Annotated in this window: 18 protein-coding genes; 10 read left to right on the top strand and 8 right to left on the bottom strand. The window is 62.3% G+C overall.

Annotated features, from left to right (window positions below; translation table 11 throughout):
- The 3 genes from APH35_RS20555 to APH35_RS20545 all read left to right on the top strand — a co-directional run.
- A partial coding sequence (locus APH35_RS20555; RefSeq protein WP_305728968.1) for a glycine cleavage T C-terminal barrel domain-containing protein occupies window positions 1-559 on the top strand: 559 nt, incomplete at its 5' end.
- Window positions 560-917: 358 nt separating this feature from the next.
- Complete coding sequence (locus APH35_RS20550) at window positions 918-1130, top strand: cold-shock protein (RefSeq protein WP_012270684.1); 213 nt, start codon at window positions 918-920, stop codon at window positions 1128-1130.
- Between the two features lie 90 nt (window positions 1131-1220).
- The gene (locus APH35_RS20545) at window positions 1221-1709 is read left to right on the top strand and encodes an RDD family protein (RefSeq protein ID WP_060515355.1); all 489 of its coding nucleotides are present in this window, start codon (window positions 1221-1223) and stop codon (window positions 1707-1709) included.
- A 60-nt stretch (window positions 1710-1769) separates the two neighbouring features.
- Here APH35_RS20545 and lptG read toward each other — a convergent pair whose 3' ends face one another.
- Window positions 1770-2831: an LPS export ABC transporter permease LptG gene (gene lptG / locus APH35_RS20540; RefSeq protein WP_012270683.1), complete on the bottom strand. Its 1062-nt coding sequence runs from the start codon at window positions 2829-2831 to the stop codon at window positions 1770-1772.
- Entirely contained in the window at window positions 2824-3939 is a 1116-nt protein-coding gene (lptF, locus tag APH35_RS20535) for an LPS export ABC transporter permease LptF (protein ID WP_012270682.1), read from the bottom strand. The genes lptG and lptF overlap by 8 nt, the downstream gene beginning before the upstream one ends.
- 301 nt (window positions 3940-4240) lie before the next feature.
- Between lptF and APH35_RS20525 the strand changes: the two genes are divergently transcribed.
- The 5 genes from APH35_RS20525 to rlmF all read left to right on the top strand — a co-directional run bounded on the left by APH35_RS20525 (window position 4241) and on the right by rlmF (window position 10707).
- On the top strand, window positions 4241-5734 hold the full coding sequence (locus APH35_RS20525; protein ID WP_012270681.1) for a leucyl aminopeptidase: 1494 nt from the start codon (window positions 4241-4243) through the stop codon (window positions 5732-5734).
- Window positions 5735-5782: 48 nt separating this feature from the next.
- Entirely contained in the window at window positions 5783-6211 is a 429-nt protein-coding gene (locus tag APH35_RS20520; RefSeq protein ID WP_060515354.1) for a DNA polymerase III subunit chi, read from the top strand.
- A gap of 5 nt (window positions 6212-6216) precedes the next feature.
- Window positions 6217-6582, top strand: coding sequence for a hypothetical protein (locus APH35_RS20515; RefSeq protein ID WP_012270679.1), 366 nt, complete (start codon window positions 6217-6219; stop codon window positions 6580-6582).
- Window positions 6583-6746: 164 nt separating this feature from the next.
- Complete coding sequence (locus APH35_RS20505) at window positions 6747-9593, top strand: valine--tRNA ligase (protein WP_012270678.1); 2847 nt, start codon at window positions 6747-6749, stop codon at window positions 9591-9593.
- A 163-nt stretch (window positions 9594-9756) separates the two neighbouring features.
- Window positions 9757-10707: a 23S rRNA (adenine(1618)-N(6))-methyltransferase RlmF gene (gene rlmF / locus APH35_RS20500; protein ID WP_012270677.1), complete on the top strand. Its 951-nt coding sequence runs from the start codon at window positions 9757-9759 to the stop codon at window positions 10705-10707.
- A gap of 50 nt (window positions 10708-10757) precedes the next feature.
- Here the strand turns inward: rlmF and APH35_RS20495 are convergent, their stop codons facing one another.
- On the bottom strand, window positions 10758-11039 hold the full coding sequence (locus APH35_RS20495) for an HU family DNA-binding protein (RefSeq protein ID WP_003255106.1): 282 nt from the start codon (window positions 11037-11039) through the stop codon (window positions 10758-10760).
- 370 nt (window positions 11040-11409) lie between these two features.
- Here APH35_RS20495 and yejK point away from each other — a divergent pair, with 370 nt between their 5' ends.
- Window positions 11410-12417: a nucleoid-associated protein YejK gene (yejK, locus tag APH35_RS20490; RefSeq protein WP_012270676.1), complete on the top strand. Its 1008-nt coding sequence runs from the start codon at window positions 11410-11412 to the stop codon at window positions 12415-12417.
- Here yejK and APH35_RS20485 read toward each other — a convergent pair.
- From APH35_RS20485 to APH35_RS20470, 4 genes are all read right to left on the bottom strand, one after another.
- The gene (locus APH35_RS20485) at window positions 12365-12706 is read right to left on the bottom strand and encodes a GIY-YIG nuclease family protein (protein WP_012270675.1); all 342 of its coding nucleotides are present in this window, start codon (window positions 12704-12706) and stop codon (window positions 12365-12367) included. The two genes, yejK and APH35_RS20485, sit on opposite strands and share 53 nt — an antisense overlap.
- Window positions 12699-13175, bottom strand: a complete 477-nt coding sequence (locus tag APH35_RS20480; protein WP_060493433.1) for a nuclear transport factor 2 family protein — start codon at window positions 13173-13175, stop codon at window positions 12699-12701. Before APH35_RS20480 ends, APH35_RS20485 begins: the two co-directional genes overlap by 8 nt.
- A gap of 71 nt (window positions 13176-13246) precedes the next feature.
- Window positions 13247-14527, bottom strand: a complete 1281-nt coding sequence (locus tag APH35_RS20475) for a CynX/NimT family MFS transporter (protein ID WP_060515353.1) — start codon at window positions 14525-14527, stop codon at window positions 13247-13249.
- 13 nt (window positions 14528-14540) lie between these two features.
- On the bottom strand, window positions 14541-15191 hold the full coding sequence (locus APH35_RS20470; RefSeq protein ID WP_012270672.1) for a FadR/GntR family transcriptional regulator: 651 nt from the start codon (window positions 15189-15191) through the stop codon (window positions 14541-14543).
- 138 nt (window positions 15192-15329) lie between these two features.
- Here APH35_RS20470 and APH35_RS20465 point away from each other — a divergent pair, with 138 nt between their 5' ends.
- Window positions 15330-16580 (top strand): alkaline phosphatase family protein, encoded by a 1251-nt coding sequence (locus APH35_RS20465; RefSeq protein WP_060515352.1) that lies wholly within the window; start codon window positions 15330-15332, stop codon window positions 16578-16580.
- Here APH35_RS20465 and hisC read toward each other — a convergent pair.
- Window positions 16528-17574 (bottom strand): histidinol-phosphate transaminase, encoded by a 1047-nt coding sequence (gene hisC / locus APH35_RS20460; RefSeq protein WP_060493436.1) that lies wholly within the window; start codon window positions 17572-17574, stop codon window positions 16528-16530. The genes APH35_RS20465 and hisC overlap by 53 nt on opposite strands.
- Window positions 17575-17576 lie beyond the last annotated feature (2 nt).

The following is a 17576-nucleotide window of genomic DNA, read 5'->3' as shown; positions in this document are numbered from 1 at the left end:
CTCGGGCTACACCGGCGAAGACGGCTACGAGATTTCGGTACCGGTCCAAGCCGCCGAAGCTTTGGCCCGCCGCCTGCTGGCCGAGCCGGAAGTACAACCTATCGGCCTGGGCGCGCGCGACTCGCTGCGCCTGGAAGCCGGCCTGTGCCTGTATGGCCATGACATGAATGCCGAGACCACTCCGATCGAAGCCAGTCTGCTGTGGGCGATTTCCAAAGTGCGCCGTGCCGAGGGTGCGCGTGCTGCAGGGTTCCCTGGCGCCGAGGCAATCTTCGCCCACCAGCGCGAGGGAGTGGCGCGCAAACGTGTCGGGCTGTTGCCACAAGAACGTACCCCAGTACGTGAAGGGGCGGACATTGTCGATGCAAACGATAAACCGGTAGGTAAAGTGTGCAGCGGTGGCTTTGGCCCGACACTCGGCGCCCCTGTTGCAATGGGTTATATCGAGAGTGAACATGCTGCACTCGACACCCCCCTGTTTGCCGTAGTACGCGGCAAGAAGGTTGCCTTGAAAGTCAGCAAAATGCCTTTCGTGGCACAACGTTACTACCGTGGTTGAAACGGTTCTGTGAAGGTTGCGGGCAGGTTCGACATATTCGTTTTCGAACCTTCCCAATAACTTTTGAACATGGCGCCAGGCCAGGCGCCACGCCGTTTCCGACAAAGCGGTCGGTTATCGGCAGACGGTCATTTTTCCATACGACCAAGGGCTTGTTTTTCGCTTGGGAGTTGGCGTAGAGTCACTGCACTGTGTTTGCATGGGTCGCAACAGTTCGTGACCTGGGCCAGTAGCCGAGATTTGCTACAACCCGTTCGACGTCTCTTACTTTCCTGCAACCCAGCCCAGTAATCTTTCGCTTACAAACAAGTGCGAAAGTAACTGTCATCAAAATTCAAGCTTCATAGGAAATAAGACAATGGCTGAGCGTCAGAACGGTACCGTCAAGTGGTTTAACGACGAGAAAGGTTACGGTTTCATCACCCCAGAAAGCGGTGCTGATCTGTTCGTGCACTTCCGTGCTATCGAAGGCAACGGTTTCAAAAGCCTGAAAGAAGGCCAGAAGGTTACCTTCGTAGCCGTCCAGGGCCAGAAAGGCCTGCAGGCTGACCAGGTTCAGGTCGTCGCATAAGCGAATACCAGACACCCAAAAGCCCCTGCCAAGTGCAGGGGCTTTTTTTTGCCCGTAGAATAGCGGCTTCGTCTTCTGGAGCCGTCCTGCATGTCCAAGCCTCTGCTCACACCCCAGGGTGATTTTCCGCCGGTCGGCCTGGGCCGGCGCCTGGCGGCGATGTTCTATGACTTTCTGCTGTGTACGGCACTGCTGATCGTAACCGCTGGTACCTACAAGATGATCCAGATGTCGATTATCGGCGAGGCGCGTATGCGCGAGCTGACCGAGGCCGGCGCACTGGATGGCGACCCTCTGCTGTCAACGGTGTTGCTGTTCGCCCTGTTCGGCTTCTTTGCCAAGTTCTGGACCCACGGTGGGCAGACCCTGGGCATGCAGGTGTGGGGTGTGCGGGTGCAGAACGCCGATGGCTCGGCCATCAGCCTGTGGCAGGCGCTGTTGCGCTTTGTGGTATCAATCGCCTCATGGCTGTGCCTGGGGCTGGGTTTTTTCTGGGTGCTGATCGACAAGCGCAAGCGCGGTTGGCATGACATCTACTCGGAAAGCCAACTGGTGCGGGTGCCGAAGCAGAAGAAATGACCCAGAACGGGCCTACGAAAAAGCCGACCCTAGGGTCGGCTTTTTATGCAGCTCAGGCCATCAACCCGCTCGGCGCAACAACCACACCCCCGCCAGCGCACAGATGCCTGCCGGGATCACCACCGCCAGCAGCGGCGGGAAGCCGAACACCTGGCTCGAAGGCCCCAGCAGGTCCTGGCCGATGCGGAACACGAAGCCCACCAGTACACCGGTGAACACGCGCTGGCCAAGCGTCACCGAACGCAGCGGGCCAAAGATGAACGAGATCGCCATCAGCACCAGTGCCGCCGTCACCATCGGCTGCAGCACCTTGGTCCAGAACGCCAGCCAATAACGGGCGTTGTTCAGGCCCTGGTCGGACAAGTAGTGGATGTAGTCCCACAGCCCGGTGATCGACAGCGACTCCGGCGCCAGAATCACGGTATTGAGCAGTTCTGGCGTGAGCGAAACGTCCCAGCGCTCCTGCGGCGCGTTGACCACTTCGGTGTGGTCGCCACGGAAGTAGGTGGTGCGCACGTCAGCCAGCAGCCAGTGGTCGTCCTGGTACTGCGCGCGGCGGGCGAAGCTCGAGGTGACGATCTTGCGCTCGTTGTCGAAGCGGTAGCGGGTTACACCCAGCAGCAGGCCGTTGGGCTGCACGGCGTTGATGTGCACGTATTCCTCGCCCTGGCGGTGCCACATGCCGCGTTTGGAGCTTTGCGCTTCACCGCCACCCTGGGCCAGGGAACGGTCGGCCTGGGCCTTGTTCTCGGTCACCGGTGCCACGTACTCGCCAATCAGCAGGCCAACCAGCATCAGCACCAGCATCGGCTTCATCACCGCCCAGACGATACGGCCGATGGAAACACCCGCCGCACGCATGATGGTCAGTTCGCTGCTGCTGGCCAGGCTACCCAGGCCGATCAGGCAGCCGATCAATGCCGCCATCGGCAGCATTTCGTACAGCCGCCGTGGTGCGGTAAGCAGGACGAAGTTGCCCGCTTCCATCACCGTGTAGGTGTCACTCAGGTCGCTCATCTCATCGATGAAGGCGAACAGCGAGGCCAGGCCGAGGATGATCCCCAGCACAGCCAGAATGGCCATCAGCACGCTCTGGCCGATGTAGCGGTCGAGCTTAGCCATGGGCCACCTCCGCACGGCGAGCGGCGCGTTTGAGGCGCAGAGGCTCCCAGTACATCAGACCAAGGCCGATCAGCAGGAACAGGCCGTGGACCCACCACATGCCCAGGGCGATCGGCAGTTTGCCCTTCTCGAGGGCGCCGCGTACGGAAATCAGCATTGTCAGGTAGGCCATGTACAGAAGAATTGCTGGCAACAGCTTCAGGAAGCGGCCTTGTCGCGGGTTGACCCGTGACAGCGGCACCGCCAACAAGGTAACGACAAACACCAGGATCGGCAGCGATATCCGCCATTGCAGTTCGGCGCGCTCACGCAGGCCTTTCTTGCCAATCAGCTCGGAGGTAGGGATGGCTTCGCGCTCGGTTACCTCCTCGGCGACTTCCGGTTTGGGCAGCAGCACGCCGTAAGTGTCGTACTTGATAGCACGGTAGTCGGCCTGGCCTGGGTTGCCGTCGTAGCGGTAGCCGTTCTCCAGGACCAGGTAGCGGTTGCCGTCGGCCTGGATCTCCTGGTGGCCTTTCTCGGCGACCAGCACCGACGGGGCACGGTCCTTGGTCTTGTCCTGGTTGAAGCGCTTCTCGGAGATGAACACCCCAGCCAGGTTGATGCGGTCATCCGACAGTTGCTCGGTGTAGGTTACCCGCGAGCCATCACGCAATGTCTGGAAGCGGCCCGGCACCAGGGTGTCGAACTCGGTCAGGGCATCCTGCTGGCTGATGATCTGCTGCACCTGGGCTACGCCCAGCGGTGCCAGGCTCAGGCTCAGCCAGGCCACCAGCAGGGCGACCAGGGCAGCCGGCGCCATGGTCAGGCCCAGCAAGCGCTGCTGGCTCATGCCCGTGGCCGACAGTACGGTCATCTCGCTTTCCAGGTACAGGCGCCCGTAAGCCAGAAGAATGCCGAGGAACAGCCCCAGCGGCAGGATCAGCTGCAGGAAGCCCGGCAGGCGGAAGCCCATGATCAGGAACAGCACACCCGGATCGAGCACGCCTTGGGCAGCCTGGGCCAGGTACTTGATGAAGCGCCCGCTCATGATGATCACCAGCAGCACAGCGCTGACGGCGCTCAAGGTCACCAGGACCTCGCGGGACAGATAACGAAAGACGATCAAACCAGACACTCCTGGGTTGTCAGGGCGGACTGCCATGCAATGGCGCCAAACAATGACTTAGTACATCCAAGACCAATGCCGGTTCGCCAAAGGCGAACCTCCATGTAAAGTGCGCGCATTATCCTGTGATTGGCCGCCCCTGTCACTTGGCCGCGCATGAAGGTGCACAACGGGGTTGTCAGCACGCTTGCCGCAGGCTCAAACTGGCAGCTTTTCTGCTGGTGCGCGACGACGCGGCCAGGCCCGTCCAGAGCGCTGGAACGCACAGCGCCATACGTATCGATCATTCGGGGACCCTGACATGGAACTGGTTGTAAAAAGCGTAGCTGCTGCATCCGTAAAAACCGCCACGCTGGTCATTCCGGTAGGTGAAAATCGCAAGCTCGGCGCTGTTGCCAAGGCAGTCGACCAGGCCAGCGAAGGCGCCATCAGCGCCGTGCTCAAGCGCGGCGACCTGGCCGGCAAGCCGGGGCAGACCTTGCTGCTGCAGAACCTCGCGGGCCTGAAGGCCGAGCGCGTGCTGCTGGTTGGCAGTGGCAAGGAAGAAGCCCTGGGTGATCGCGCCTGGCGCAAACTGGTTGCCAGTGTCGCTGGCGTACTCAAGGGCCTGAACGGCGCTGATGCCGTACTGGCTCTGGACGATATCGCTGTCAGCAACCGCGACGCCCACTACGGCAAGTACCGCCTGCTGGCTGAAACCCTGCTCGACGGCGAGTATGTGTTCGATCGTTTCAAAAGCCAGAAGGCCGAGCCACGCGCCCTGAAAAAGGTCACCCTGCTGGCCGACAAGGCCGGCCAGGCCGAAGTCGAGCGCGCGGTCAAGCACGCCAGCGCCATCGCCACCGGCATGGCCTTCACCCGCGACCTCGGTAACCTGCCGCCCAACCTTTGCCACCCAAGCTTCCTGGCCGAACAGGCCAAGGACCTGGGCAAGGCGCACAAAGGCCTCAAGGTTGAAGTGCTGGACGAGAAAAAGATCAAGGACCTGGGCATGGGCGCTTTCTACGCCGTGGGCCAGGGCAGCGACCAGCCGCCACGCCTGATCGTGCTCAATTATCAGGGCGGCAAGAAGGCCGACAAGCCGTTCGTGCTGGTCGGTAAAGGCATTACCTTCGATACCGGCGGCATCAGCCTCAAGCCAGGCGCCGGCATGGACGAAATGAAATACGACATGTGCGGCGCCGCCAGCGTGTTCGGCACCCTGCGTGCCGTGCTCGAGCTGCAACTGCCGATCAACCTGGTGTGCCTGCTGGCCTGCGCCGAGAACATGCCAAGTGGCGGCGCCACCCGCCCGGGTGACATCGTCACCACCATGAGCGGCCAGACCGTGGAAATTCTCAACACCGACGCCGAAGGCCGCCTGGTGCTGTGCGATACCCTGACCTACGCCGAACGCTTCAAGCCACAGGCGGTGATCGACATCGCCACCCTGACCGGCGCCTGCATCGTTGCCCTGGGCAGCCACACCTCCGGCCTGATGGGCAACAATGACGACCTGGTCGGCCAGTTGCTCGATGCCGGCAAGCGCGCCGACGACCGTGCCTGGCAGCTGCCGCTGTTCGACGAATACCAGGAGCAGTTGGACAGCCCGTTCGCCGACATGGGCAACATCGGCGGGCCGAAGGCCGGTACCATCACCGCTGGCTGCTTCCTGTCGCGCTTCGCCAAGGCCTACAACTGGGCGCACATGGACATCGCCGGCACCGCCTGGGTAAGCGGCGGCAAGGACAAGGGCGCCACTGGCCGCCCGGTCCCCCTGCTGACCCAGTACCTGCTGGACCGCGCTGGCGCCTGACGCCGTGAAGCCGGTGGTGCCCTGCGCCACCGGCCGGCGAGACCAACCATGAGCAAAGTCGACTTCTACATCTTGCCCACCGACTCGCTGTCGGCGCGGCTCGATTTCGCCTGCAAACTGTGCGAAAAAGCCTGGCGCCTCGGCCACCGTGTTTATCTGCACTGCCAGGATACTGAACAGCGCAGCGAGCTGGACCAGCGCTTATGGCGTTTCAAGGGCGAGGCGTTCGTGCCCCACGACCTGGCCGAAGTGCATGCCGATGCTGACGTGGCCCTGGGCCTGGCTGACAACGCAGGCGAGCACCACGACCTGCTGATCAACCTGGGCGCCAGCGTGCCGGGTTTTGTCGGCCAGTTCGAGCGGGTAGCCGAAATCGTCGTCGAAGAGCCTGCTATCCGCCAATCAGCCCGTGAGCGATTCCGTTTCTACCGTGAACAGGGCTATGCTCTGCAAGACCACCGCTTACAGCGACTTTGACGACGATGGACAAGCCCTCCCCTTTGCCCGACTCCGCCCACCTGCTCGATGACCTTGAGTCGATCCGCCAGCTGCTTGGCGACGCCGACCTGCAACCGCCGCTGCTGACCGAGACGGTAGAGCAGATCCCGTTGCTGCTGGAAGAGCCTGCCGGCAAACCTGCCCCTGTTGCCGAACCGGTAGCTGTAGAACCCGAGGAAGACCCGCAGACCCGCCGCCAGGACACCCTGCTGCACCTGGAAAGCGAGCTGCGGGCGGCTGCGCAGTTGATCATGCAGGACGTGATCAACGACTTTACCCCGCACATCGAGAACGAGATCAAGCGCCGGCTGGATGCGCGGATCGAGCGGTTGATCAAGCGTTCGGAGTGACCTTCGCGACACAAGGCCGCTGCCACAGGAGGAAGGCGTTCATCTGTGGCAGCAGCCTTGTGTCGCGAAAGGGCTGCAAAGCAGCCCCCGGCCTGTCGCCTAAACCCTGTGCCTTCGTTATACTTTTCGGCTTTCCCGAATAAATGCACAGGGTCCCGCCGCGCATGGATAAGACCTACCAGCCGCACGCTATTGAAACTTCCTGGTACAACACCTGGGAGTCCGAGAACTATTTCGCCCCGCAAGGTGCAGGCGAGTCCTACACCATCATGATCCCGCCGCCGAACGTCACCGGCAGCCTGCACATGGGCCACGGGTTCAACAACGCGATCATGGACGCCCTGATCCGTTTCCGTCGCATGCAAGGCCGCGACACCCTGTGGCAGCCAGGCACCGACCACGCCGGTATCGCCACGCAGATGCTGGTCGAGCGCCAGCTCGAAGCCAAAGGCCAGAACCGTCATGACCTGGGCCGCGAAAAGTTCCTGGAAAAGGTCTGGGAGTGGAAGGATCAGTCCGGTGGCAACATCAGCCGCCAGATCCGTCGCCTGGGCTCGTCGGTAGACTGGAGCCGCGAGCGCTTCACCATGGACGACGGCCTCTCCGAAGCCGTTAAAGAAGCGTTCGTGCGCCTGCATGAAGACGGCCTTATCTACCGCGGCAAGCGCCTGGTCAACTGGGACACCAAGCTGCACACGGCCATCTCCGACCTCGAAGTGGAAAACCACGACGAGAAAGGCCACCTGTGGAACCTGCGCTACCCGCTGGCCGACGGCGCCAAGACCGCCGAAGGCCAGGATTACCTGGTCGTTGCCACCACGCGTCCAGAAACCCTGCTGGGTGACGCCGCCGTGGCCGTCAACCCGAACGACGAACGTTACCAGGCACTGATCGGCAAGTTCGTTGAACTGCCACTGGTCGGTCGCCGCATCCCGATCATCGCCGACGACTACTGCGACCCAGAATTCGGTACCGGTTGCGTGAAGATCACCCCGGCCCACGACTTCAACGACTACGAAGTCGGCAAGCGCCACAACCTGCCGCTGCTGAACATCTTCGACAAGAACGCCTTCGTGCTGGCCAGCGCCCAGGCCTTCAACCTCGACGGCAGCGTCAACGAGCAGGTCGACACCCGACTGCCGGCCCAGTACGCCAACCTCGATCGCTTTGTCGCGCGCAAGCAGATCGTCGCCGACCTGGACGCGCAGGGCCTGCTGGTCAGCATCGACGACCACGCGCTGAAAGTGCCGAAAGGCGACCGCTCCGGCACTGTCATCGAGCCGTGGCTGACCGACCAGTGGTACGTTTCCACCAAGCCGCTGGCAGAACCCGCCATCGCCGCCGTGGAAGATGGCCGCATCCAGTTCGTGCCCAAGCAGTATGAGAACATGTACTTCTCCTGGATGCGCGATATCCAGGACTGGTGCATCAGCCGCCAGCTGTGGTGGGGCCACCGCATTCCGGCGTGGTACGACGAGGCCGGCCAGGTCTATGTCGGCCGCGACGAGGCTGAAGTGCGCACCAAGCATAACCTGGGCGCCGACGTGGTCCTGCGCCAGGACGACGACGTGCTCGACACCTGGTTCAGCTCGGGCCTGTGGACCTTCTCCACCCTGGGCTGGCCGGAACAGACCGAATTCCTCAAGAAGTTCCACTCCACCGACGTGTTGGTGACTGGCTTCGACATCATCTTCTTCTGGGTTGCGCGCATGATCATGCTGACCATGCACCTGATCAAGAACGAAGACGGCACCCCGCAGGTACCGTTCAAGACCGTGTACGTGCACGGCCTGGTACGTGACGGCCAGGGCCAGAAGATGTCCAAGTCCAAAGGCAACGTCCTGGACCCGCTGGACATCGTCGACGGCATCACCCTCGATGCCCTGCTGGAAAAACGCACCAGCGGCATGATGCAGCCCAAGCTTGCCGAAAAAATCGCCAAGCAGACCAAGGCCGAGTTCCCTGAAGGTATCGCCAGCTACGGCACCGACGCCCTGCGCTTCACCTTCTGCTCGCTGGCCTCCACTGGCCGCGACATCAAGTTCGACATGGGCCGCGTCGAAGGCTACCGCAACTTCTGCAACAAGATCTGGAACGCTGCCCGCTACGTGCTGGACAAGGGCGAAGACTGCGGCCAGAACGGCGAAGCCTACGAACTGTCGCTGGCCGACCGCTGGATCATCTCGCAACTGCAGCGCACCGAAGCCGAAGTGACCCGCCAGCTGGAGCAGTTCCGCTTCGACCTGGCCAGCCAGGCGTTGTACGAGTTCATCTGGAACCAGTACTGCGACTGGTACCTGGAGCTGTCCAAGCCGGTACTGTGGGACGAAAACGCCCCGGTCGAGCGCGCCCGTGGCACCCGCCGCACCCTGGTGCGCGTGCTGGAAGTAGCGCTGCGCCTGGCGCACCCGTTCATGCCGTTCATCACCGAAGAAATCTGGCAGCGCATCGCGCCGCTGGCTGGCATCGATGGCAAGACCATCATGCTGCAGCCGTGGCCAGTGGCCAATGAAGCGCGCATCGACGCCGCTGCAGAAGGCGACATCGAGTGGCTGAAAGAGCTGATGGTCGGCCTGCGCAACATCCGCGCCGAGATGAACATCGGCCCCGGCAAGCCGCTGCCGCTGTTCCTGAAGAACGCCAACGCCGACGACCAGCGCCGCCTGCAGGAAAACGAAGCGCTGCTGAAGAAGCTGGCCAAGGTCGAGTCGTTCACCGTCCTCGGCGATGCCGACGAAGCGCCGCTGTCGGCCACCGCACTGGTGGGCGATCTGCAGGTGCTGGTGCCGATGGCAGGCCTGATCGACAAAGACGCCGAGTTGGCTCGCCTGAACAAGGAAATCCAGCGTCTGCAAGGTGAAGTCCAGCGCGTGGGCGGCAAGCTGTCCAACGCCGCCTTCGTCGACAAGGCGCCGCCTGCGGTGATCGAGAAGGAGCGCGCCAAGCTGGCCGAGTCCGAGCAGGCCCTGGCCAACTTCACCGAGCAACATGCGCGGATTGCAGCGCTGTAACAATCTGATAGACCGCAGGGGCCGCGTTGCGGCCCTTTCGCGACACAAGGCCGCTCCTACAGGGACGGCGCCGGTTTGAAGGGCGCCGCTATCCTGTAGGAGCGGCCTTGTGTCGCGAAAGGGCTGCAAAGCAGCCCCACGGCCTGCAACACCGGATCCGACCATGACAGAAAAACCCACCCTGCACCCGCGCAACCGCCACCAGGGCCGCTACGACTTCCCCAGCCTGATCAAGGCCCACCCTGACCTGGCCCGCTTCACCATCACCAACCCCCACGGCAAACCCAGCATCGACTTCGCCAACCCCGAAGCCGTGCGGGTGTTCAACCGCGCCCTGCTCAAGGCCCAATACGGCATCCAGCACTGGGACATCCCCGCCGACTACCTGTGCCCGCCCATTCCAGGTCGCGCCGACTACATCCACGTGGCCGCCGACCTGTTGGCCGACGACAATGCGGGTGAGGTCCCCAAGGGCGCCCAGGTACGTGCGCTGGACATTGGCGTAGGTGCCAATTGCATCTACCCGCTGTTGGGCCACAGTGACTACCGCTGGCGCTTCCTCGGCTCGGACATCGACCCGGTGGCACTGGCCTCGGCCAAGGCCATCGTCCAGGCCAATGGCCTGGGCAAGGCCATCATCCTGCGCCAGCAGGCCAACCGTGCACACATCCTCAGCGGCCTGCTGCAAGAGGGCGAACGCTTCGACCTGACCCTGTGCAACCCGCCCTTCCATGCCTCACGCGACGAAGCCACCCGCGGCAGCCAGCGCAAGTGGAAAAACCTGGGCAAGCAGGACCCCAAGCGCAAACTGCCCGTGCTCAACTTCGGAGGCCAGAACAATGAACTGTGGTGCGAAGGCGGCGAAATCCGCTTTGTCAGCCAACTGGTTGGCGAAAGCGTGCAATATGCCGAGCGGGTGCTGTGGTTCACCAGCCTGGTGTCCAAGGCCAGCAACCTGCCAGGTATCGAGGCGGCGCTGAAAAAGGCGGGCGCCAAGGCCGTGCGCATCATCGAGATGGGCCAAGGGCAGAAACAGAGCCGCATGGTCGCCTGGAGCTTCCATGACGCCGCTGCGCGCCTGGCCTGGCACGCCCAGCGTAAATCACAGGCATGAAAAAACCGCGCCCGGGCAAGCCGGGCGCGGTTTCGTCAACGCTTCAACAATTACTTGTTGATGGCGTCGGTCAGCACTTTGGCTGGAACGAACTTGACGACTTTCTTGGCAGCGATTTCGATGGCAGCGCCAGTCGAAGGGTTGCGGCCGGTACGGGCAGGACGCTCGGAGACTTTCAGCTTGCCAATGCCTGGCAGAGTGATTTCAGCGCCGTTTTCCAGTTGGTCGGCAACGATCTGGCCCAGTTGCTCCAGAGCGTTCTTGGCGGTGGCTTTTGGCGCGGCGATCGATTCGGCGATGTCGGCAATCAGTTGGTCTTTGGTCAATGCCATGGTGGTGTTCCTTCCCTATCAAATTCGATGGTTATGCAGCGAACTACGACGTTATCGGGCCAGCCCCTTTTAGTGGAGGGCCGCGCCAATCGCGTATGTAGATACGTAAATCGGCGTTTGGTTCGACACGACGAAAGCACGCTGCCAGCAATGCGCCACACGAGGGGCGCAAGACCGCGCAAAACTACCACAGGAATGGATAAATATCCGCTGCACGCTTCGATTTAATGCAGGTTTTTCGGGGGTTTTAGCTTAATTCGTACAAAATTGAACAAAAAACGAACAACCGACATATCTGCCAACATACGGCCACTGCATCACCTTGCGTGTAGGGTAAACTTGGCGACTTTTGCAGCTCGCCGAGAATTCCATGCCAATTCGTCATTGCATCGTTCACCTGATCGACAAAAAGCCCGATGGCAGCCCCGCCGTGCTGCATGCTCGCGACTCTGAACTGGCGGCCTCCGATGCCATCGAAAACCTGCTGGCCGACCTCAATGACAGCTATAACGCCAAGCAAGGCAAGGCCTGGGGGTTTTTCCACGGCGAATCGGGGGCCTACCCGCTGAGCGGCTGGCTCAAACAGTACCTGGATGAGGAAAAGGACTTCACCGCCTTCAGCCGCGTCGCCGTCGAGCACCTGCAGAAGCTGATGGAAGAGTCCAACCTGTCCACCGGCGGGCACATCCTGTTTGCCCACTACCAGCAAGGCATGACCGAGTACCTGGCAATCGCCCTGCTGCACCACAGCGAAGGCGTGGCGGTGAACGCCGAGCTGGACGTCACCCCGTCACGTCACCTCGACCTTGGCCAGCTGCACCTGGCGGCGCGCATCAACCTGTCGGAGTGGAAGAACAACCAGAACTCCAAGCAGTACATTTCGTTCATCAAGGGCAAGAACGGCAAGAAGGTCTCGGATTACTTCCGCGATTTCATCGGCTGCCAGGAAGGCGTTGATGGCCCGGGCGAAACCCGTACCCTGCTCAAGGCCTTCAGCGACTTTGTCGAAAGCGAAGACCTGCCGGAAGAATCCGCCCGCGAAAAGACCCAGACCCTGGTCGAGTACGCCACCACCCAGACCAAGCTGGGCGAACCGGTGACGCTGGAGGAACTGTCCAGCCTGATCGACGAGGACCGGCCCAAAGCGTTCTACGACCATATCCGCAACAAGGACTACGGCCTGTCGCCGGAAATCCCCGCGGACAAACGCACACTGAACCAGTTCCGCCGCTTCACCGGGCGCGCCGAAGGCCTGTCGATCAGCTTCGAGGCGCACTTGCTGGGTGACAAGGTTGAATATGACGAAGCTGCGGGCACCCTGATCATCAAGGGGCTGCCGACGACGTTGGTCGATCAGCTGAAGCGCCGCAAGGACTGATTCCCCCAACGCCTTTGAAGGAGGCCACCAGTGCCTCCTTCGCCGACTTGCGCAGCCGCTTCACCAACCGTTCCTGGCGCAACGCTTCGCCTTTATCCGGCCACTGCTCCACATACACCAGCGCCTGGGCCGGGCTGGTCTTGAAGTAGCGGGCGCCCTGCCCCTTCTGATGTGCCACGAAGCGCCGTTGCGGATCATCGCTGATGCCGCAATACAACGAGCCATTGGCCGCCCGTACCAGGTAGACAAACCAGGGTTTACCAACCACAGGTTCGACGACTTCACTCACCTTGGGCCTGCTGGAAGGCGCGCAAACCCTTGAATGCTTGCAGGCGGACCTTGTTCTGCAACAGCGGCGACCAACCCAGCAACATGCCGGGCACCCCAAGCGCCTGCCGCGACCAGCGCCACAGGTCGAACGTGTCGTCATGCTGGCAGATCAGCCCATCGCGAATGACAAAGCGCGCCTGGATGTCATTGACCACGACGCGGCCGGTCTGGCTGAACAGGTAGGTTGCCACCCAGTGCGCAGCACCCGTGCGCTCATCAGCACGGACGCTGTCGAACGTCAGGGTGAAGTTTTTGGCGCGGCTGGTGAGCATCCGCCACATATCGCCCGCGTCCTTGCCGCGCAGGGTCCCGAACACCGGGTCGCTGAAAACGATATCGTCGCTGTAGCAGGCCAGCATGGCCTCGGCATCCAGGCGCTGGAAGGCCTGGTAGAAGCGGGTGATCAGGTCGCGGTTGGCGTCGCTCATGGGGGCTGGTCCGTCCTCGGGTCGAAAGCAGCACGATAATCCGCCCCGAAGGCTTATACCAGTGCCGGCACTCAGGCCTTCTCGCTTATCACCTGTACATGCAACGCCCGCCCGGCCCCCAGCCCGAACACGATGGCGCCAGTACCCAGCACCGCGAAAATCCACCCCACTGCCGCCCAGCCCCCGGTCATGTCATGCACCAACCCCACCGCAAATGGCCCCATTGACGCCAGGGTGTAACCGACCCCCTGGGCCATGCTCGACAGGTTTGCCGCAACGTGCGCGTCCTTCGAGCGCAGCACGATCAAGGTCAGCGCCAGGGCAAAAGTACCGCCCTGCCCCAGACCAAGCACCACGGCCCAGCCCCACAGCCCGGAGATCGGTGCATACAGGCAACCGAACAACCCCGCCAGGGTGATCAACATGACCACCACGATAGCCAGCCGTTGGTCCTTGCCACGGGTGGCCAACCAAGGTGCTGTGAGCGAGCTGATCAACTGCACGATCACCGAGCCCGACAGCACCAGCCCCGCCTCGGTCGGGCTTAGGCCGCGGCCGATCAGGATCGACGGCAACCAGCCAAAGACGATGTAGGCCAACGACGACTGCAGCCCCATGTACAGGGTCACCTGCCAGGCCAGCGGGTCGCGCCACAGGCCACGCACGCGATAGGCAACCTTGTGCAGGCCATGCCCGTGCCGGGCCTGAGGCAGCCACACCAGCATGGCCAGCAAGGCCGGCAGCCCCCAGAAGCCCAGCCCCAGCGCCCAACTGCCGTCGAAATGCTGGGCCAAGGGTACGGTGGCCCCCGCCGCCATGGCCGCGCCCAGGCACAAAGCCATGGTGTACACACCGGTCAGCGTGCCAGCGTGCTGCGGGAAATCGCGCTTGACGATACCCGGCAGCAACACGCCGATAATGCCGATGCTGGCACCCGCCATCAGGCTACCGAGAAACACCCCGGTGACGCCGAAGGTGCTTCGCACCCCGATACCCAGCGCCAGGGTAACCAGAATGCCGACGATCACCCGCTCGCTGCCAAAACGCCGTGCCAGCGCAGGCGCCAGCGGCGCGAACAGGCCCAGGCACAGCACCGGCAAGGTGGTCAGCAAGCCTGCCTGCGAGGCATTGAGCCCCAGGCCCTCGGACACCTGGCCCAGCACCGGCGCCATGCTCGACAGCGCCGGGCGCAAGTTCAACGCCACCAGCACCAGGCCCAGCAACAAAAACCAGGGCCGCCTCAGCAGCACGGGCTGCTGCTGCACCTGCTCGTCGTCAGCTTCAGCGTCGATCAGCAGCTCATCGAGCTCGCGCTCCTTTGGCGGGGTATTGCGTGTGATTGATTCAGCCATGGCCTTCTCGGAGTCAGGATTCGATGAGGGTACGGCTCAGGCGCTTGGCCCGCTCCGCGTCGCGTTGCTCGATGGCGTCGAGGATCTGCCCATGCAGGTCGAACGTGGCCTGGCAGCGTGGCACGGTCGCCATGTTGCGCTGCAGCGCGGCAGCCACCACCCCGGAAAAGTAACGATACAGCTCGCTTAACGCCGGGTTGTGGGCGGCATCGACCAGCCGTTGGTGAAACACCAGATCACACGTCACATAGGCATCGACATCCCCGTGAAAGTGCCCGGCACTGCCTGCCAGGGCATCACGTAGCGCCTGCAGGTCGGCGTCGGTACGTCGCAAGGCCGCCAGGCCGATAGCCTCGGTTTCGAGGATATGGCGGGTTTCGCGGGCCTGCTCGGGGGTGCAGCGCGACATTGCCTGCACCGCCTGCAGCGGGTCCTGGGCCGTGCGCAGGTAGCTGCCATCACCCTGGCGGATTTCTACCAGGCCACTGAAAGCCAGCACGCGCATGGCCTCACGGACGGTGTTACGGCTGATGCCCAGCTGCAGGGCCAGTTCCGGTTCGGTCGGCAGGCGCTGGCCGACCTGCCAGTCGCCCAAAACGATGCGTTCGCGCATACGTTCAACCGCCAGTTCCACCAAGGAACGCTTGGTCAATTCTGTACTCATGCCACTCAACCAATCATCCGATGAATTTGCGCAGCTTACTGGATAGCGGGCAACGCCGTAAACCACCTGTCATTTCTGCCAGTTGTGGGCATAGGCCTTTGTTGCAACGCTCACAACGTACTCTCAAGGTATACGTTGATGCGACGCGTGAACCTGTTGTTACTGCTGCTCCTGGCCCTGCTGCCGGGCTGCGAGCCGGCCCGGCATCCAAGCCAGCCCAAAGCCTTGTTCATTGGCCTTGGCGGCGTGCAATTGCAGCAGTACCTGCAACTGGGCGACGCCACCAACTTGGCGCAACGGCTTTACTACGGCAAGGCCTACGCCGGTGGCATCAATGGCACGGCCAGCGAACAACCGACCTTGAGCGGTCCCGGCTGGGTCACCTTGCTGACCGGCGTGTGGAGCAACAAACATGGCGTTGACTCAAACGCCGACTCACAGCGGGTAAACCCGGCCTTTCCCAGCCTGTTCAAGCGGTTACGCCAGGCTTTCCCTAACGCTTACCTTGCCAGCATCGTCAACTGGCCCCCCATCAACACGGCATTTCTGCTGGAAGACGCGCACGGCGCCGACGTGCGCGAAAGTGGTTTGACGGATGCACAGGTGACCGAACGTACGTTGCAGATCCTCGGCAATACACCTGCCGACTTCACCTTCATTCAACTGGACGAACCTGACCAAGTCGGCCACAAAGAGGGTTACGGCCAGCGCTACCTGCAGGCATTGCGCAAGGTGGACATCGAGATCGGGCATTTACTGGTCAAGGTGGACCAGCGGCGCCGCATGTTCCCGCAGGAAGACTGGCTGGTTATCGTCAGCACCGACCACGGCCGGGATTATTGGGGAAAAGGCCACGGCAGCGTTTCAGAGCAGGAGAAGAGCATCTTCATCGCCAGCAGCAAGCCGCTGAATCAGGAACTGACCGAACTGAGCATTCCCGCAGAAATGCCTGGCCCCAACAACCTGTATGGGCTACCTGCGCAAACCTCGGTAGCGCCCACGGTGTTGCGCCACATGGGCCTCAAGCTGCAGCCGGAGTGGCTACTGGACGGCACACCTTTGCTGGGCAACACCGGCGTACGCAAGGTGCGGGCCGATGAGAACACAGGGCGGCTGCGCTGGAACAGCAACGCCGATGGCTACCTGACGATCATCAAGAACGGGCAAGTGGTTGCCCAGGTAGCAGCCAGCGACGGGCAATGGACTGATCCGGAGGGCATGGGAAAGCAGAACGATTATGTGCTGGTGCTCGATGGTACACCGGCGGCGGTGCGCAACCGGCCGGCGGCCAAGGCGTTCGTCACCCCAGGCCGCCCCGCGAAGGCTGCGGATACAGTCAGCTCAACGCGTCCAGCAGCGCCTGGTTCATCTCCGGTGTACCGATGGTGATACGCAGGAACTGGGCGATGCGTGGCTGTTTGAAGTGGCGCACGATCACGCCCTGCTCGCGCAGCCGTGCCGCCAGCTCGCCGGCATCCTGCTGCGGGTGGCGGGCGAAGATGAAGTTGGCCGCTGATGGCAACACCTCGAAGCCCTTGGCCTGCAGCTCGCCAACCAGCACTTCGCGGCTTTCGATCACCTTGCGGCAGGTTTGCTCGAAGTACTCGCGATCCTCGAACGCCACCGCCGCGCCGACGATGGCCGCACGGTCCAACGGGTAGGAGTTGAAGCTGTTCTTGATTCGCTCCAGTGCCTCGATCAGGTCGGGGTGCCCAACCGCCAGGCCAACGCGCAAGCCTGCCAGCGAACGCGACTTCGACAGCGTCTGGGTCACCAACAGATTATCGTAGCGGTCCACCAGGCTGATGGCCGTTTCACCACCGAAATCAATGTAGGCCTCATCCACCACCACCACCGAATCACGGTTGGCCAGCAGCAATTGCTCCACCGCTTGCAGCGGCATCAAGCAGCCGGTCGGCGCGTTGGGGTTGGGGAAGATGATGCCTGCATTGGGCTTGTTGTAATCCTCGATGCGGATCTGGAACTGCTCGTCCAGCGCCACCTGTTCGAAGGCGATACCGTACAGGCCACAGTACACCGGGTAGAAGCTGTAGCTGATATCGGGGAACAGCAGCGGTGCATCGTGCTGGAACAGACCGTGGAAGATGTGCGCCAGCACCTCGTCCGAGCCGTTGCCGACAAACACTTGCGCCGGTGTCACGCCGTAGTACTCGGCCACCGCTTGTTTGAGGCGATCACCGTTCGGGTCCGGGTACAAGCGCAGGTTGTCGTTCAACTCGCCACGCATGGCCTCCAGCGCCTTGGGCGACGGGCCATAGGGGTTTTCGTTGGTGTTCAGCTTGACCAGGCGGGCCAGCTTGGGTTGCTCGCCCGGCACGTAAGGCACCAGGTCCTTGACGAAGGGGCTCCAGAATCGACTCATGC

Source organism: Pseudomonas sp. NBRC 111132 (assembly GCF_001320565.1).
GTDB classification, from domain to species: Bacteria; Pseudomonadota; Gammaproteobacteria; order Pseudomonadales; family Pseudomonadaceae; genus Aquipseudomonas; species Aquipseudomonas putida_P.
This window is presented reverse-complemented; position numbering and strand designations above follow the sequence as displayed.

Excerpts from the sequence above, each read along its gene's own strand:
- APH35_RS20495 (WP_003255106.1), bottom strand. The coding sequence starts at position 11,039 with ATGGCATTGACCAAAGACCAACTGATTGCCGACATCGCCGAATCGATC.
- hisC (WP_060493436.1), bottom strand. The coding sequence starts at position 17,574 with ATGAGTCGATTCTGGAGCCCCTTCGTCAAGGACCTGGTGCCTTACGTG.
- yejK (WP_012270676.1), top strand. The coding sequence starts at position 11,410 with ATGCCAATTCGTCATTGCATCGTTCACCTGATCGACAAAAAGCCCGAT.
- rlmF (WP_012270677.1), top strand. The coding sequence starts at position 9,757 with ATGACAGAAAAACCCACCCTGCACCCGCGCAACCGCCACCAGGGCCGC.
- APH35_RS20550 (WP_012270684.1), top strand. The coding sequence starts at position 918 with ATGGCTGAGCGTCAGAACGGTACCGTCAAGTGGTTTAACGACGAGAAA.
- APH35_RS20545 (WP_060515355.1), top strand. The coding sequence starts at position 1,221 with ATGTCCAAGCCTCTGCTCACACCCCAGGGTGATTTTCCGCCGGTCGGC.
- lptG (WP_012270683.1), bottom strand. The coding sequence starts at position 2,831 with ATGGCTAAGCTCGACCGCTACATCGGCCAGAGCGTGCTGATGGCCATT.
- APH35_RS20515 (WP_012270679.1), top strand. The coding sequence starts at position 6,217 with ATGGACAAGCCCTCCCCTTTGCCCGACTCCGCCCACCTGCTCGATGAC.
- APH35_RS20520 (WP_060515354.1), top strand. The coding sequence starts at position 5,783 with ATGAGCAAAGTCGACTTCTACATCTTGCCCACCGACTCGCTGTCGGCG.
- APH35_RS20505 (WP_012270678.1), top strand. The coding sequence starts at position 6,747 with ATGGATAAGACCTACCAGCCGCACGCTATTGAAACTTCCTGGTACAAC.
- APH35_RS20470 (WP_012270672.1), bottom strand. The coding sequence starts at position 15,191 with ATGAGTACAGAATTGACCAAGCGTTCCTTGGTGGAACTGGCGGTTGAA.
- APH35_RS20475 (WP_060515353.1), bottom strand. The coding sequence starts at position 14,527 with ATGGCTGAATCAATCACACGCAATACCCCGCCAAAGGAGCGCGAGCTC.
- APH35_RS20480 (WP_060493433.1), bottom strand. The coding sequence starts at position 13,175 with ATGAGCGACGCCAACCGCGACCTGATCACCCGCTTCTACCAGGCCTTC.
- APH35_RS20525 (WP_012270681.1), top strand. The coding sequence starts at position 4,241 with ATGGAACTGGTTGTAAAAAGCGTAGCTGCTGCATCCGTAAAAACCGCC.
- APH35_RS20465 (WP_060515352.1), top strand. The coding sequence starts at position 15,330 with ATGCGACGCGTGAACCTGTTGTTACTGCTGCTCCTGGCCCTGCTGCCG.